The sequence below is a fragment of the Aliiroseovarius sp. Z3 genome (genome assembly GCF_029105185.1).
In the GTDB taxonomy this organism is placed as follows: Bacteria; Pseudomonadota; Alphaproteobacteria; order Rhodobacterales; family Rhodobacteraceae; genus Aliiroseovarius.
This window is the reverse complement of the sequence record NZ_JAFMZK010000004.1, coordinates 208379-223075: the sequence shown is the minus strand read 5'-3', so window position 1 is coordinate 223075 and position 14697 is coordinate 208379. Positions and strand designations below refer to the sequence as shown.

Here is a 14697-nt window from a genome sequence, read left to right as displayed (position 1 = left end):
ATGAATTGGCCCGGCACCCCGCGTGCCGGGCCATTCCTTATCCTTCGCGGGAGGTCGGACCGGACCGATAGTACCGCACGATCTTGATCAACAAGATCACCCACGGCCCGGCATGCATCACAAGGTCCAACATGTCGAGCGGCCTCACCAACGTCCCGGAAAACAGCATCACCAGCTTCTCCCAGATATGTGGTGGTGTGAACGGGGCAAGGCCGATGGTCAGGCAGAAAAACACGACAATCGAAAACGGAATGTTGTCAAAGATCGACATCCCACAGCCCCTTTGCCAAACCGGCCGCTATCCTGTTTTCAAGCGACGAACACAGTCAGGCTACTGTTATAACCCTGGGCAGAATATGTGGTGAAGTGGCGCGGTTGACGGGGCTCGAACCCGCGACCCCCGGCGTGACAGGCCGGTACTCTAACCAACTGAGCTACAACCGCGCGTGGCGGCGTGAATACAGCGGGCGCGAGGGACCGTCAATGGGCAAATCGCACCCTACGACAGGCGGTTTGTGAGTAAGACAATGGGCGTGCGCGACAGGCCGAAAAAGAAGAAACCCCGCCAATGGCGGGGCATCTTTCGGGCAGTGGTGGCGCGGTTGACGGGGCTCGAACCCGCGACCCCCGGCGTGACAGGCCGGTACTCTAACCAACTGAGCTACAACCGCTCACTGCCAAGCCTTGCGGCTTGTTCGGGCGTTCTAGGCTGCAGGCCCAAGGGCGTCAAGCGGCCAATGCAGTTTTTTCCGGATTATTTTTCGATGGTCCGGTGTCCATGTTGATCGGACAGATGAAATATGATGCCCTGACCGCCCGGCAGGTCCAGCATCTCGTGCTCGTTCAGCCCCAACCAACGTGCGCGAAGCACGCGTGACAAGATGCCGTGAGTGAATATGACCGCCGGTCCGGACAAGTCAGCCAGAAACGCATCGGCACGGCGTTCAAGATCCAGATAGGTTTCGCCACCCGGCGACATGAAATGCCAATTGATCGGATCGTCCTCGGCCATCGCCGAAAGCGCGGGCCAAGCGGCGTTGATCTCGGTCTGCGTCAGCCCTTCCCAGGCGCCAAACGCCACCTCGCACAAGCGCGCATCCTGAGTGAGGGGCCAGCCTAATGGCTTCAACGACAATTCTGCGGTTTGAAGCGCCCGTCCCTGCGGTGAACTAAAGGCCTGTACGTCCTGACGCTCGCCCACGATCCGCCGCAGGATCACACCCATTTCACGGGCTTGCTGACATCCCAGTTCGGTCAGCGGCGAATCCAGTCGCCCCTGATGGCGCCGTGCCAGATTCCATTCCGTCTGACCGTGGCGGATGACAAACAGTTCGGGGTGTCGACTATGCATAACGCGCCTGTTTCCCTTCAGTATACTCAACCTATCGGGCCAACGTGATCTGGCAAGGTCCAGAAAGCGATCAGAGGGGAAATGGTGGGTCGTGAGAGGCTCGAACTCCCGACATCTTCGGTGTAAACGAAGCGCTCTACCAACTGAGCTAACGACCCGATGGGCTGCTAATAGCCTTGGCAAACCGGGGATTGCAAGTGTGGTTTTCACAATGGGTCAAAAAATCTTTGATCCCGCCCCGATCACAGGCCGATAATGTACGAAATGCGCGCCGGTTGACCGTCTGCAAATGGTTGCACTTTGCCTTACGTCACGTATGGTGCCTGCATTCCACCAGCGAGGACCATGAACATGTCGGCCCCTGTCGTTCCCAAAGGCGTTGCCCATGTCGCCATTGACGCACCCGACAGTCCCGAGCCGATCGTTTTTGTTTTGCTGCCCAACCTGTCGATGCTGGCCTTTACATCCGCCATCGAACCGTTGCGCATTGCAAACCAGCTGACCGGTCAGAACCTTTATACCTGGACCACCATGTCCGAAGACGGACAGAATGTGCGCTGCTCCAACGGGATCGAGATCGGCATCGACCGCGCCTTGGGCGACACACCAAGTGACAGCCGAATATTCATTTGTTCAGGCGTGCAACCCGAGCTTTCCACCAGTGGCAAAGTCGCGGATTGGACCCGCAAGCAATGGCGCATGGGGCGCACAGTTGGGGCGTTGTGTACCGGCACATACACACTGGCCAAGGCGGGCATTCTGGCCGGGCACAAATTCACGCTGCACTGGGAAAACATCGCACCCTTCCGCGAACATTTCCCCGATCTGAACCCCATCGAGCAGCTTTACACGATGGACAATCGCGTTCTGACATGCGGCGGCGGGTCGGCGGCCACGGACCTGTTTTTCAAACTGATTTATGACACGCACGGGCCGGTTCTGGCACAAGCGGTCCTGAACATGTGCCTGCACACGGTGCAGCGGTCCGAGACCGACCGCCAGCAAAGCTCTACCTCGGCGTCGATCGGGGTGCGCAACGACAAGCTGGTGCGCATCATCAACCATTTCGAAGCGCATCTGGACGACCACATCAATCTGGATATCGTCACCGAGGAACTGGGCATATCACGTCGCCAGATGGAGCGTCTGTTCCGCCATTATCTGGACACCACACCCAAGAAATACCTGCAAAACCTGCGCTTGCAACGCGCGCGGATATTGCTGGCAGAAACCAATTTGGCCGTGGTCGATGTGGCAGTGGCGTGCGGATTTGAATCGGCAGCTTATTTCTCGAAACGCTTCCGCGAGGCGTTCGGCATGTCGCCACACAAGTTTTCAACCGGCCACGTCTGACGGCTTTACACAACTGAGATGCGCACAGGTTGTGTTACTTCCAGACCAAAAAAGGAATGGTGGGTGATAAGAGATTTGAACTCCTGACATCTTCGATGTGAACGAAGCGCTCTACCACTGAGCTAATCACCCAACGGGGCAGCTTTTAGCGTCAGTCATCAGCCGGTGCAAGAGGGTCATTGGCCTTGGCAGACACCTTGTTGCGTCGGATCTTGCAGATCACGACATCCGCATCGGGCATGGTTTTCTGACGGTTCACCTTCACCGTGCCAAGCGGTGGAAGGCGCAGCTTCTCACCACGCACCAAAGCAGCGCCCAGCTCTTCCAATACGGCATCGTACACATCACGCACTTGGTTGGGGCGAAGCTCGGTCCGCGTGGCAACGCGCGCCAACATCTCTTTGGTTTTCACCACAGGTTCTGGCGACGTGGCGGGTGTGACCTCGGCCGGTTTGGTGACTTTGGCTGGCGATGCGGCGGGTGCATCCTTAGGTTTGGTTTCCGCAGTCGGGCCGCGCTTTGTCTTTGGTTTTGGTTTCGAACCTACGGCCATGAAAAGCCCCTTGTGTTGAATGGCAACGCATATTTCTTTTCGCCACGGACGATGGCGCGTTGGACACTGCCTCAATGTAAAACGTGCGGGCCCTTGACCCGCACGTTCTTTGTTTTCTGCCAATCAGTGCGCGATTGGAGGCGCACTTGCGGCTTTCTTCGCCAGCGCGGCGGCTGCCGCTTCTTCTGCCGCTTCATCCCATTCAACCGCGACCGGCTTGCGCACCAAAGCGTGCTCCAAAACCTCGGACACATGGCTGACAGGGATGATTTTCAACCCTTCCTTCACGTTGTCCGGGATTTCGCGCAGGTCTTTTTCGTTTTCCTGCGGGATCAACACCGTCTTGATGCCGCCACGCAAAGCCGCCAGCAGTTTCTCTTTCAAACCGCCGATTGCCAGCGCGTTGCCGCGCAGCGTGACCTCGCCCGTCATGGCGATGTCCTTCTTCACCGGAATACCTGTCAGCACCGATACGATGGACGTCACCATCGCCAGCCCTGCCGAGGGGCCATCCTTCGGCGTCGCACCTTCCGGCACGTGCACGTGGATATCCCATTTTTCGAACTGAGGCGGCTTCACGCCGATGTCGGGCGCAATCGAACGGACATATGAATTCGCCGCGTCAATCGACTCTTTCATCACATCGCCCAGCTTGCCGGTGGTTTTCATCCGGCCTTTGCCCGGCAGGCGCAGCGCTTCAATCGACAGAAGATCGCCACCCACGCTGGTCCAGGCCAGACCGGTCACAACGCCGATCTGATCTTCCTGTTCGGCCAACCCATAGCGGTGCTTGCGCACGCCCAGATAGTCATCCAATGCGTCTGGAGTCACGTCGATCTTGTCGACTTCCTTCTTCACCAGCTTGGTCACAGCCTTGCGGGCAAGCTTTGACAGCTCGCGTTTCAGGTTCCGCACACCAGCTTCGCGGGTGTAATAGCGGATCATATCGGTCAAGGCGCTTTCGGTGACCGAGAATTCGTCCTTTTTCAGGCCATGATCCTTGATCACTTCCGGCAGAAGGTGACGCGTCGCGATCTCGCGCTTTTCGTCCTCGGTGTAACCCGCCAGCGGAATGATCTCCATCCGGTCCAGAAGGGGGCCGGGCATGTTATAGGAGTTCGCCGTGGTCAAAAACATCACGTTCGACAGGTCGTATTCGACCTCAAGATAGTGGTCCACGAAGGTCGAGTTCTGTTCCGGGTCCAACACCTCAAGCATAGCCGATGCGGGATCACCGCGGAAATCCTGCCCCATCTTGTCAATTTCATCGAGCAAGATCAGCGGGTTCGTGGTTTTCGCCTTTTTCAGCGCCTGGATGATCTTACCGGGCATCGAGCCGATATAGGTCCGGCGGTGACCGCGAATCTCGCTTTCGTCGCGCACGCCACCCAGCGAGATGCGAATGAACTCGCGCCCCGTGGCCTTCGCCACCGATTTACCCAAGCTGGTTTTACCCACGCCCGGAGGGCCAACAAGGCACATGATCGGGCCTTTCAGCTTCTTCGAGCGTTGTTGAACCGCCAGATATTCGACGATTCGTTCCTTTACCTTCTCAAGCCCATAGTGATCGGCGTCGAGCACTTTCTGGGCGTTGTTCAGGTCTTTCTTCACGCGGCTCTTGGTGCCCCAAGGCAGGCCCAGCATCCAGTCCAGATAGTTGCGCACAACAGTGGCTTCCGCCGACATGGGCGACATGTTCTTGAGCTTCTTCAGCTCGGCATCGGCCTTTTCGCGCGCTTCCTTCGACAGCTTGGTCGCTTCGATCTTCTCTTCCAGCTCGGTCAGTTCGTTCTGGCCTTCCTCGCCGTCGCCCAGCTCTTTCTGAATGGCCTTCATTTGCTCATTCAAATAGTACTCGCGCTGGGTGCGCTCCATCTGGCTTTTAACGCGTGTCTTGATCTTTTTCTCGACCCGCAGCACGGACATTTCGCCCTGCATCAGGCCGAACACCTTCTCAAGCCGTTCAGACACGGTGAAGGTTTCCAGAAGCTCTTGTTTCTGGTCGACTTCGACGCCCAGATGACCGGCCACAAGATCGGCCAGCTTGTCCGGCGCGCGGGTTTCCGACACGGCGGCCAAGGCTTCTTCGGGGATGTTTTTCTTGATCTTGGCGTAGCGTTCGAATTCCTCGCCAACCGAGCGCAGCAGCGCCTCGATCTCGCTCGGGTCGCCGGGGCGTTCTTCGATCACTTCGGCAAAGGCTTCAAAATAGTCCTCGTTGTCGACATAGTCGGTGATGCGCACGCGCGATTGCCCTTCGACCAGCACTTTCACGGTGCCGTCCGGCAGTTTCAGCAGTTGCAGCACATTGGCCAGCACGCCGACGGAATAAATCCCTTCGATATCCGGTTCGTCGACCGAGGGGTCGATCTGGCTGGACAGAAGGATCTGCTTGTCATCTGCCATCACCTCTTCCAGCGCCCGCACGGATTTCTCGCGCCCGACAAACAGCGGCACGATCATGTGGGGGAAAACCACGATGTCGCGCAGCGGCAGGACCGGGAAGGATTGGCTCAGTAGCTCACTCATAAGATTTCCTTGTTCTTGGCAAAGCGCCCTGCCCCTGTATATCGGCAGCTGGGGCGCCTCCTGTTCGGATATTCAGATGGGGGTCGTTCCGCCCAACGTCAACCCGCTTTGCCGTTACACTCTGCCCCTGCTACGCGCGGACAACAAGGGCAAACCGGGGCATATTTTGCACGATCAGGTTTCCGATCCTTTAAAGCGGGTCGATATCGCCCCGGGCGCGACCTGCATGGAACGCTGCTTCCCATTCAGCGAAGGATTGCGTCGCAATCGCATCACGCATTCCCTGCATGATTTCCTGGAAATAGTGCAGGTTGTGCCACGTCAGAAGCATCCCCGAAATCATCTCTTGCGCGCGGAATACATGGTGCAGATAGGCGCGCGAGTAGTTGCGGCACGCGGGACATGTGCAGTTTTCATCAAGCGGACGGGGATCATCCTGATGGCGGGCGTTCTTGATGTTCAAAACTCCGTGACGGGTGAACACCTGCCCGGTCCGGCCTGAACGCGAGGGCAGTACGCAATCCATCATGTCGATGCCACGTTTGACGGCCCCCACGATGTCATCGGGCTTGCCCACGCCCATCAGGTAACGCGGCTTGTCCTTGGGCAGGAAACCGGGCGCGAAATCAAGACAGTCGAACATGGCCGCCTGCCCCTCGCCGACCGCCAGACCGCCGACGGCATATCCATCAAAGCCGATCTCTTTCAACGCCTCGGCGCTTTCCTCGCGGAAGTCACGCTCCAGCCCGCCCTGCATGATCCCGAACAAGGCATGATCGGGACGATCGCCAAACGCCTCTTTCGATCGTGCCGCCCAGCGCATCGACAGACGCATGCTGTCCGCGATCCGATCACGATCAGCGGGAAGTGCCGGGCATTCGTCGAAACACATCACGATGTCCGACCCTAAAAGCCGTTGAATTTCCATCGACCGTTCCGGCGTCAATTCGTGCTTGGATCCGTCGATGTGCGATTTGAAGGTCACGCCCTTCTCGGTCAGCTTGCGCAGGCCAGCAAGGCTCATCACCTGAAACCCGCCGCTGTCCGTCAGAATCGGCTTGTCCCAGTTCATGAACTTATGCAGCCCACCCAGTCGGTCGATCCGCTCGGCCGTGGGGCGCAGCATCAGATGATAGGTGTTGCCCAACAAAATATCCGCGCCAGTCGCCGCGACGCTTTCGGGCATCATCGCCTTGACGGTGGCTGCCGTGCCGACAGGCATGAAAGCGGGCGTCCGGATATCGCCGCGCGGAGTAGAAATCACGCCGGTGCGGGCCTTGCCGTCCGTGGCGTCAAGGGAAAAGGTAATGCGGTTTGGGGTCTGATCTTGCATACGGCCCATGTGGCGCAAGACGCCCTGAATGCCAAGGGTTTTCTGTCAAAACGCCCGGTTTCAGCGCATGTGCCGCCTAGCCATTGTCATCATGGCTGATCTTCACAGTCCCCAGATTGGCAGCATTCACGCGTTCCGAAAGTCGCTCCAGCTTGCGGCTGGTCAGCATCAATTCCGTCAGCGTCGTGTTATCCACCCGATTGGCCAGAGCATAGGCGACATCCTGCACCATCCGGGCCGCTTGATCCAGCTGCTCAGAACATGTCACCGATTTTGTCTCACCATTCTTCGTCGATATCACCGCCTGGGCTCCTCGTGTCGTACCTGCTCACGCAAAAGCGCGCTTTCCGTCATAAATTCAAGTCGAACACGTCCATTTTATGGCGAATTATAGACCTTTGCGCATCATACGGTTGTGATTTCCGACACAATTCCCAATAATTTTCCAGATTTGGGCCAATATTCGAAACATGCAACATAATCAGTATTTTAAGGTATCTACCCCCGTACCGGCCTTCCACGGTTCTGCCGATACTTCTTATACTATGCCACAGCGGCGACCTTGTTTCGGGCAAGCTCTGGACGTTACCCGCATCAATCCTTATATGATCGGTCAGGATTACAATGCTGGCGTAATGACTATGAACACACCCGATAAGATAGAAGGTGAACCGCTGATCAAGCCGTCGACGGTCGATCATCCGCTGTATGACAGTGTGGTCGAAGCCTGCCGGACGGTCTATGACCCTGAGATTCCGGTCAATATTTTTGATCTTGGTCTGGTTTACACGATCGAGATCAACGACCAGAACGAGGTTGACCTGATCATGACCCTGACAGCGCCGGGCTGCCCCGTCGCGGGCGAAATGCCCGGCTGGTTGATCGAAGCGATCGAACCTGTTGCCGGTGTCAAACAGGTGAACGTCGACATGACCTGGGATCCGCCCTGGGGCATGGAAATGATGTCGGATGAAGCCCGCCTTGAACTGGGGTTCATGTAACCCCAGATGCACCCTGCTCTTGAGCGACGCTTTGTGAGCGCCTAGCTTGAGAAGGAAGGAGAAGCAGATGTTTGGTATTCCCGGCAAATCGCCGATCACCATGACGCAGGCCGCCGAAGACCAGATCGCCAAGCTGATGGCGTCTGGCGGGCATAAGGGTTTGCGCATTGGGGTCAAGAAAGGCGGCTGTGCGGGCATGGAATATACCATGGATTACGTCGATGACGTTGACCCGCATGAAGAAGTGGTCGAACAAGGCGACGCCCGTGTGATCATTGCCCCCATGGCTCAGATGTTCCTGTTCGGAACCGAGATCGACTATGAAATCTCGCTGCTGGAAGCTGGCTTCAAATTCCGCAATCCTAATGTCAGCGAGGCTTGTGGATGCGGTGAATCGATCAAATTCGACGATGCGCTGACCAAAGGCTCGTCGCAAGGCTGATGGCCGTCTCTGACGCCGATATCGCTTTTGTCAAAGAGCTGTTTGATGGGCTTGGCCCGCTGACCCACCGCAAGATGATGGGTGGCGCGACCTTTTATTGCGACGGGCAGGTCTTTGCGATCCTGTCGAGTGGTGGCGAGGTTTACCTGAAAGCCAATGGCCCGTTTGCCGAGGCAATGGAGGCTGAAGGCAGCCGTATTTTTGGTATGGACGGCAAAACCATGGGATATTGGACCCTGCCCGACGCCGCCCTTGACGACCCGGAGCTTGCCTGCGACTGGGCGCGACGGGCGCTCGCTGCCTTGTCTTAACCCTGCTCTGCGTCTTTCAGGTGCAGATAGGTTTCATCAAAACGCTTCTTCATGTGATCACCGGCCACGATCACCTGATCCGCCCCGACCGGCGCGACATTGGTGTCATGATTGGGGTTGACGAACAACGGAACCGAGATGCGTTCAGCCCCCGATCCGATCACCCGGTGCATTGTGGCCTTGACCCATCCCCCGGTCCACATTTCCAGCATCTCACCGAAATTGATCACGAACTCGCCAACCGGTGCATCAACAGACACCCACTGCCCGTCGCCCCCCAGAACCTCAAGCCCTGCCACACCGTCCGAGGCAAGCAGCGTGAGGCAGCCGTAATCGGTGTGCGGAGCGATACCGAAATCCTTGGCCCCCGCCCATTCGGGGCGCGGTGGATAATAGTTGCCGCGAAGCAAGGCCATAGGATGGGAAAAGGCACCGTCGAAAAAGCCCGCATCCTCGCCGATCGCAACGGATATGGCCCGCAACAGATCCAAAGATAGCGCCAGCGCCTGCGCGTAATAGCCTTGGATCGTTTCTCGAAACCCCGGCAAGTCGGGCCATTGATTGTCTCCGTAAACCATCAGACCCTGCGCCCGCAGTGGATCGTCCTTGTCCAGCTCAAACCCGCAATCAAAGACCTGTTTGAAATCGGGGTTGGCCGTCGGGTCGACCTGTTCAGACCCTGCCGCCCCCCACCCCCGGTTCGAGCCGGTCCGCGCCATGTTTATTGCTTGTTTCTCGGCATCCGGCAGCCGAAAGAACGTCCGGTAGCTGTCCAGCACCCGTTTCATCTTTGCGCGTGGGATCGGCGTGTTGAAGATGGTCAGAAAACCGACATCCTCGACACCATGCTTTAGTGCCGCCATCGTCTCGGGGTCACGGGCCGCAATCAGGGCGGCGTCCAGCCTTGGGATCATCGTGCCAGTCCCTCCACAACAGTCGCTTACAAAACCTTGTAGCAAGCCATGTTTTCGGTGCAAGTCTTTCGCGGGGCTTGACGGCTTGGGCATTGCGTCGGACAACACGTCAACCAACGAGGAGACATGTGATGACCCGGCGCAAACTGGCAGCAGGCAATTGGAAGATGAACGGGACCGGTGCGAATCTGGCCGAACTTGATGCTTTGGCCAAGGCGCATCCAACACCGGGCTGTGACATCCTGATCTGCCCGCCGGCAACGCTGATTTCACGCGCCGCTGACGTGACACCGGACCAAATCGCCATCGGTGGACAGGACTGTCACCAAAACGAAACCGGTGCCCATACGGGCGACATCTCGGCGCAAATGCTGGTCGATGCGGGTGCCAGCCATGTTATTCTGGGCCATTCCGAGCGGCGCGAAGACCATGAAGAAAGCGACGCGAATGTCCGCGACAAGGTCGTGGCCGCCCTTTCCGCAGGGTTGAAGGTCGTTGTTTGTGTTGGCGAAAGCCTGTCCGAGCGCGAGGCCAACAACACGCTGGACATTATTGGCGGGCAAATGGCCGGGTCGATACCGGACGTGGTGACCGGCGACAGCCTTGTGGTTGCGTATGAACCGATCTGGGCCATCGGCACAGGCAAAGTGCCGACACTTGATCAGATCGGCGAGGTGCACGACTTCATCCGGGCACGACTGGAGCGCCGGTTTGGGGCGGGCGTCGGGCGGTCGACGCGCATCCTTTATGGCGGCTCGGTAAAACCATCAAACGCAGCCGACATCTTTGCGGTTTCGAATGTGGATGGCGCATTGGTGGGCGGGGCCAGCCTGTCGGCGAGGGATTTCTCACCCATCATCACGGCGTTAGAAAACGCCTGATCGCACATCAACGGCCCTTGGCTTGACGGCGCTCCACAATTTATTAACATGTTAACGAAATTATGCGGAGCAGATGATGGATTATTCTGACCTTGCCGATTGGCAGAAACGGGCGGCAGACTGGGCACGCGACTATCACGCTGGATTGCGCGACCGCCCCGTGCGCCCCAACATCGCACCGGGGGCCTTTCTGGCAAAGATTGACACCCCTGTTCCAGAACAGCCCGACCCGGTCGAGGCGATCTTCGATGACTTCACGCGGCTTGTACCTGATGCGATGACCCATTGGCAGCACCCGCGTTTCTTTGCCTATTTTCCAGCCAACGCCGCCCCTGCCTCGATGTTGGCCGAACAGTTAGCCAACGCTATGTCCGCGCAGGCAATGTTGTGGCAGACCGCCCCGGCAGCGAACGAGATGGAGGAGCTGGTCATTCGCTGGCTGCGGGATGCTATGGGCCTGCCGGGCGACTTCACCGGCACAATCCACGACAGCGCGACAACCGCGACCTTCGCAGCCGTTACCACGATGCGCGAGTTGGCCTTGGGGCACGAAGGCATCACCAAGGGGTTGTCCGGCGCACCTGTGCTGCGCATTTATGCCAGCGCCCAGACCCATTCCAGTGTCGATAAAGCGGTGCGCTTGTCTGGCATTGGGCAGGACAATCTGGTCAAGGTTCCAACCATCCCCGGACATCCCACATGGTCGATGGACCCGGCGGCATTGGATCAACTGATCCGTGATGACCTTGCGAACGGCCACAAACCAGCGGGCGTTGTGTTATGTGTCGGGGGCACCTCGATCGGGGCCTGTGACGACATCGCCGCCTGCATCAAGGTGGCACACGCTCACGGCCTGACCGCCCATGTGGACGCCGCCTGGGCAGGCTCGGCCATGATTTGCACGGAATTCCGCGCCCTTTGGGAAGGCATCGAAGCTGCGGACAGCATTATCTTCAACCCGCACAAATGGTTGGGGGCACAGTTCGATTGCGCCGTGCAATTCCTGCGCGACCCTGCCCCGCAGATCGGTGCGATGGGGTTGCGACCGGACTACCTGAAGACCCAAGGTGCGGATGAGGTGGTCAATTACAACGAATGGACCCTGCCCCTTGGCCGACGCTTTCGGGCGCTGAAGCTGTGGTTCCTGCTGCGCTCTGAAGGGCTGGAAGGGCTTCGCGCGCGCATCCGAAACCATGTCGCTTGGACGTCAGAGGTGGCGAAGGCGATCGAAACACTTCCCGGCTTCGACATCACCACACAGCCCATCTTGTCACTGTTCACGTTCCGCTATCAAGACGACACAAAGACAGCCGAGTTGCTGGACCGAGTGAACCGTGACGGGCGCATCTATCTGACCCAGACCAACCACGACGGGCAGTTCGTGATCCGTGTCTCAATTGGTCAATATTCCACGACCCGCGAAGATGTGATGATGATCCCACACGTGCTGCAGGAACTTGCACAAGACCTGTAATAGCAAGAAATCTTTACATTTCCGCGCCAGTGTATAAACTGGATGTGGGTCGTGCCCTATGCGGCGGACATTAAATTTACCGCATAACGGCATGCCGGCACCCACTTTGGTTCTTATCTATTTGATAGGCGAAAGGGGAATCCAATGGAGTTCGGGAAGGACTTTACATACCACGAGTACGTCGCCGATGGCGTTGTGCATGGTCTTGGGGTGATCGCTGCAATTATCGGATCGGTTGCCCTTATTTACTGGGCCATGGGTGATGCGCCACTGGGCCGACTGCCACCGATGTTGGCCTATGGGGCAGGATTGATCGCAAGTTTCACGCTTTCTGCCGCGTATAACATGACGCTGCACCGATCTGCGCGCCAAGTGCTGCGCAAATTCGACCATGCAGCGATTTATGTCATGATTGCAGGCACTTATACGCCAATTGCCTTGATCGGAATTGGCGGCACCAACGGATACGCTTTGGTGGCCGCAGCTTGGACACTGGCCATCGTCGGCGTCGCCATGAAGCTGTTTTTCTTCGGTCGGTTCGAACGGTTTGGCCTGATGCTGACCTTGATGCAAGGATGGATGGCGGTTCTGATGATCGGACCGCTGATCGCCGCGTTCAGCCCGGTTGTGCTGGTCCTGCTGGTTGGTGGCGGGCTGTTGTTTACCTTGGGGATATTCTTCCATCTTGGCGAACATCTGCCCTTCAACCGCGCCATCTGGCATGTCCACGTGCTGCTGGGCGCAGCGGCGCATTACGCCGCTGTTGTGATGGTGGTGGGCGCGTAAGGCCGAAATTAGTCGCTTTGCATGACGCGAACAGAACAGACCTGTCGTTTCCTGACCCGCTACGCTTGGGGTGAGGAGGACGGAAATGGATCGGTTGGACTGGCTCATTTCAATTGTTGTGCGCACCATCGGGGCCGAGCGCGGGCGGGCGGCGCGCGGGCGGCCCTGAGGGGTTCACTGTAACACCCCGGCACTGCAATCAGATCAGGTTCATCCTATGACAAAATCTATATCCCGCCGCTCTGGCGGTCGCGCTGCGCGCACAGCCCTTCGCGCAGCCCCCCTTGCCCAAGAAGTCCGCCCCGTCCGTGCGGGAATGGAAGGCGGCACATTCAAGCCCCTCACCCAGGACGGCATCAATCGCATTCACCTTGCCGCGCTGGATGCCTTGGAGCAAATCGGTCTCGCGGACGCGCCGCCTTCCGGGGTCGACATCCTGACACGTGCGGGCGCAATCCTTGGCGACGATGGACGCCTTCGGTTCCCACGCGCATTGGTCGAAGACATGCTGGCCAAAGCAGCCAAGAATATCACCCTGTGCGGGCGCGACCCAAAGCATGACCTGACCCTCAGCGGCAAACGTGTCCATTACGGCACCGCAGGCGCGGCCGTTCACATGGTCGACCCGCATGGCCGGGAATATCGTGAAAGCACCGTTCAAGATCTGCATGATGCCGCGCGCATCGTCGATCAACTGGACAACATCCATTTCCTGCAACGCCCCATGGTCTGCCGGGATATTCCCGACAACCGCGAGATGGATCTGAACTCGATCTATGCCTGCACGTCGGGGACGAAAAAACATGTGGGCGTCTCGTTTTCAGAACCCGGTTTCGTAGAAGACGGGATAGAGCTTTTGCACATGATCGCGGGTGGCGAAGACGCATGGCGCGCGCGCCCCTTCGTGTCGAACACCAACTGTTTTGTCGTGCCACCGATGAAATTCGCCACGGAAAGCTGTCAAGTGATGGAGAAGGTGATCGCGGCAGGCATGCCTGTCTTGCTGTTGTCTGCGGGCATGGCCACGGCCACAGCGCCCCCCACACTGGCCGGTGCCATCGTTCAGGCGGTGGCGGAATGCCTGGCGGGCGTCGTCTATGTCAACGCCATTGCGCCGGGGCATCCGGCCATCTTCGGCACATGGCCCTTTTTGGTCGACCTCAGGTCTGGCGCGATGTCGGGCGGATCGGGCGAACAGGCGCTGATGTCTGCGGGTTGCGCCCAGATGCACCAGTTCTATGGCCTGCCCGGCGGGGCCGCTGCGGGGTTCTCGGATTCGAAGCTGCCCGATATGCAGGCTGGCTGGGAACAGATGTGTTCCAACGTGTTGGCCGGCCTGTCAGGGCTAAACATGGTGTATGAGGCCGCAGGCATGCACGCGTCGCTTCTTGGCTTTTGCCACGAAAGCCTGATCCTTGGTGACGATATCGTTGGTCAGGCTTTGCGCTGTGTGCGTGGGATCGAGGTTGACGAGGATGCGGTCAGTATCGAGATGATGAAGTCGGTTTGCCTTGACGGCCCCGGTCATTATCTGGGCGAGGATCAGACACTCAGCCGGATGCAGACGGATTTCGTCTATCCGACCCTTGGGGACCGAACGTCCCCCAAGGAATGGGCTGAGGTCGGGAAACCTGATCTGATCGCCGCGGCCACCGCACGAAAAGAGGCGATACTGGCGCAGCGCGCTGCCGCCCGTTTCGATGCGCAGATAGATGCTGCCATTCGGGCACGGTTCAACATCCACCTGCCGCGATAGCCTTTGCTGCGCG

General features: G+C 58.3%; 15 protein-coding genes and 4 tRNA genes. 8 read left to right on the top strand and 11 right to left on the bottom strand.

Annotation, left to right across the window (positions count from 1 at the left end):
• Window positions 1–37 precede the first annotated feature (37 nt).
• From J3R80_RS09245 to J3R80_RS09225, 5 genes are all read right to left on the bottom strand, one after another.
• Window positions 38–271 (bottom strand): RND transporter, encoded by a 234-nt coding sequence (locus J3R80_RS09245; RefSeq protein WP_275393484.1) that lies wholly within the window; start codon window positions 269–271, stop codon window positions 38–40.
• 96 nt (window positions 272–367) lie between these two features.
• Window positions 368–444: transfer RNA gene (locus J3R80_RS09240), tRNA-Asp, on the bottom strand.
• A 150-nt stretch (window positions 445–594) separates the two neighbouring features.
• Window positions 595–671: transfer RNA gene (locus J3R80_RS09235), tRNA-Asp, on the bottom strand.
• An 83-nt stretch (window positions 672–754) separates the two neighbouring features.
• A complete protein-coding gene (locus J3R80_RS09230) occupies window positions 755–1351 on the bottom strand; it encodes a histidine phosphatase family protein (RefSeq protein WP_275393483.1) in 597 nt (198 codons plus the stop codon).
• A gap of 82 nt (window positions 1352–1433) precedes the next feature.
• A tRNA-Val gene (locus tag J3R80_RS09225) sits at window positions 1434–1509 on the bottom strand.
• A 193-nt stretch (window positions 1510–1702) separates the two neighbouring features.
• Here J3R80_RS09225 and J3R80_RS09220 point away from each other — a divergent pair.
• The gene (locus tag J3R80_RS09220) at window positions 1703–2704 is read left to right on the top strand and encodes a GlxA family transcriptional regulator (protein ID WP_275393482.1); all 1002 of its coding nucleotides are present in this window, start codon (window positions 1703–1705) and stop codon (window positions 2702–2704) included.
• Window positions 2705–2761: 57 nt separating this feature from the next.
• Here J3R80_RS09220 and J3R80_RS09215 read toward each other — a convergent pair.
• The 5 genes from J3R80_RS09215 to J3R80_RS09195 all read right to left on the bottom strand — a co-directional run bounded on the left by J3R80_RS09215 (window position 2762) and on the right by J3R80_RS09195 (window position 7420).
• Window positions 2762–2836 (bottom strand) — tRNA-Val (locus J3R80_RS09215).
• 19 nt (window positions 2837–2855) lie between these two features.
• Window positions 2856–3257, bottom strand: a complete 402-nt coding sequence (locus J3R80_RS09210; RefSeq protein ID WP_275393481.1) for an HU family DNA-binding protein — start codon at window positions 3255–3257, stop codon at window positions 2856–2858.
• Between the two features lie 123 nt (window positions 3258–3380).
• On the bottom strand, window positions 3381–5786 hold the full coding sequence (gene lon, locus J3R80_RS09205; RefSeq protein WP_275393480.1) for an endopeptidase La: 2406 nt from the start codon (window positions 5784–5786) through the stop codon (window positions 3381–3383).
• A gap of 190 nt (window positions 5787–5976) precedes the next feature.
• The gene (gene tgt, locus J3R80_RS09200; RefSeq protein WP_275393479.1) at window positions 5977–7119 is read right to left on the bottom strand and encodes a tRNA guanosine(34) transglycosylase Tgt; all 1143 of its coding nucleotides are present in this window, start codon (window positions 7117–7119) and stop codon (window positions 5977–5979) included.
• A gap of 76 nt (window positions 7120–7195) precedes the next feature.
• On the bottom strand, window positions 7196–7420 hold the full coding sequence (locus tag J3R80_RS09195; RefSeq protein WP_275393478.1) for a hypothetical protein: 225 nt from the start codon (window positions 7418–7420) through the stop codon (window positions 7196–7198).
• Window positions 7421–7754: 334 nt separating this feature from the next.
• Here J3R80_RS09195 and J3R80_RS09190 point away from each other — a divergent pair, with 334 nt between their 5' ends.
• From J3R80_RS09190 to J3R80_RS09180, 3 genes are all read left to right on the top strand, one after another.
• Window positions 7755–8120, top strand: a complete 366-nt coding sequence (locus J3R80_RS09190) for an SUF system Fe-S cluster assembly protein (protein WP_275393477.1) — start codon at window positions 7755–7757, stop codon at window positions 8118–8120.
• A gap of 67 nt (window positions 8121–8187) precedes the next feature.
• A complete protein-coding gene (locus tag J3R80_RS09185) occupies window positions 8188–8562 on the top strand; it encodes an iron-sulfur cluster assembly accessory protein (protein ID WP_275393476.1) in 375 nt (124 codons plus the stop codon).
• A complete protein-coding gene (locus J3R80_RS09180; protein WP_275393475.1) occupies window positions 8562–8873 on the top strand; it encodes a TfoX/Sxy family protein in 312 nt (103 codons plus the stop codon). The genes J3R80_RS09185 and J3R80_RS09180 overlap by 1 nt, the downstream gene beginning before the upstream one ends.
• On the opposite strand, the gene J3R80_RS09175 is transcribed toward J3R80_RS09180, so the two are convergent.
• Window positions 8870–9787 (bottom strand): 2-oxoglutarate and iron-dependent oxygenase domain-containing protein, encoded by a 918-nt coding sequence (locus J3R80_RS09175; protein ID WP_275393474.1) that lies wholly within the window; start codon window positions 9785–9787, stop codon window positions 8870–8872. The two genes, J3R80_RS09180 and J3R80_RS09175, sit on opposite strands and share 4 nt — an antisense overlap.
• A gap of 131 nt (window positions 9788–9918) precedes the next feature.
• Between J3R80_RS09175 and tpiA the strand changes: the two genes are divergently transcribed.
• The 4 genes from tpiA (at window position 9919) to J3R80_RS09155 (ending at window position 14684) form a co-directional block, all read left to right on the top strand.
• Entirely contained in the window at window positions 9919–10668 is a 750-nt protein-coding gene (gene tpiA, locus J3R80_RS09170) for a triose-phosphate isomerase (protein WP_275393473.1), read from the top strand.
• Between the two features lie 76 nt (window positions 10669–10744).
• On the top strand, window positions 10745–12142 hold the full coding sequence (locus J3R80_RS09165; protein WP_275393472.1) for a pyridoxal-dependent decarboxylase: 1398 nt from the start codon (window positions 10745–10747) through the stop codon (window positions 12140–12142).
• A gap of 144 nt (window positions 12143–12286) precedes the next feature.
• Window positions 12287–12928: a hemolysin III family protein gene (locus J3R80_RS09160; RefSeq protein WP_275393471.1), complete on the top strand. Its 642-nt coding sequence runs from the start codon at window positions 12287–12289 to the stop codon at window positions 12926–12928.
• Window positions 12929–13145: 217 nt separating this feature from the next.
• Complete coding sequence (locus J3R80_RS09155; RefSeq protein ID WP_275393470.1) at window positions 13146–14684, top strand: trimethylamine methyltransferase family protein; 1539 nt, start codon at window positions 13146–13148, stop codon at window positions 14682–14684.
• Window positions 14685–14697: the final 13 nt, after the last annotated feature.

Coding starts and splice junctions, on each gene's coding strand:
- lon (WP_275393480.1), bottom strand. CDS start 5,786: ATGAGTGAGCTACTGAGCCAATCCTTCCCGGTCCTGCCGCTGCGCGAC.
- J3R80_RS09210 (WP_275393481.1), bottom strand. CDS start 3,257: ATGGCCGTAGGTTCGAAACCAAAACCAAAGACAAAGCGCGGCCCGACT.
- J3R80_RS09180 (WP_275393475.1), top strand. CDS start 8,562: ATGGCCGTCTCTGACGCCGATATCGCTTTTGTCAAAGAGCTGTTTGAT.
- J3R80_RS09185 (WP_275393476.1), top strand. CDS start 8,188: ATGTTTGGTATTCCCGGCAAATCGCCGATCACCATGACGCAGGCCGCC.
- J3R80_RS09160 (WP_275393471.1), top strand. CDS start 12,287: ATGGAGTTCGGGAAGGACTTTACATACCACGAGTACGTCGCCGATGGC.
- J3R80_RS09175 (WP_275393474.1), bottom strand. CDS start 9,787: ATGATCCCAAGGCTGGACGCCGCCCTGATTGCGGCCCGTGACCCCGAG.
- J3R80_RS09220 (WP_275393482.1), top strand. CDS start 1,703: ATGTCGGCCCCTGTCGTTCCCAAAGGCGTTGCCCATGTCGCCATTGAC.
- tpiA (WP_275393473.1), top strand. CDS start 9,919: ATGACCCGGCGCAAACTGGCAGCAGGCAATTGGAAGATGAACGGGACC.
- J3R80_RS09190 (WP_275393477.1), top strand. CDS start 7,755: ATGACTATGAACACACCCGATAAGATAGAAGGTGAACCGCTGATCAAG.
- tgt (WP_275393479.1), bottom strand. CDS start 7,119: ATGCAAGATCAGACCCCAAACCGCATTACCTTTTCCCTTGACGCCACG.
- J3R80_RS09155 (WP_275393470.1), top strand. CDS start 13,146: ATGACAAAATCTATATCCCGCCGCTCTGGCGGTCGCGCTGCGCGCACA.
- J3R80_RS09230 (WP_275393483.1), bottom strand. CDS start 1,351: ATGCATAGTCGACACCCCGAACTGTTTGTCATCCGCCACGGTCAGACG.
- J3R80_RS09165 (WP_275393472.1), top strand. CDS start 10,745: ATGGATTATTCTGACCTTGCCGATTGGCAGAAACGGGCGGCAGACTGG.
- J3R80_RS09245 (WP_275393484.1), bottom strand. CDS start 271: ATGTCGATCTTTGACAACATTCCGTTTTCGATTGTCGTGTTTTTCTGC.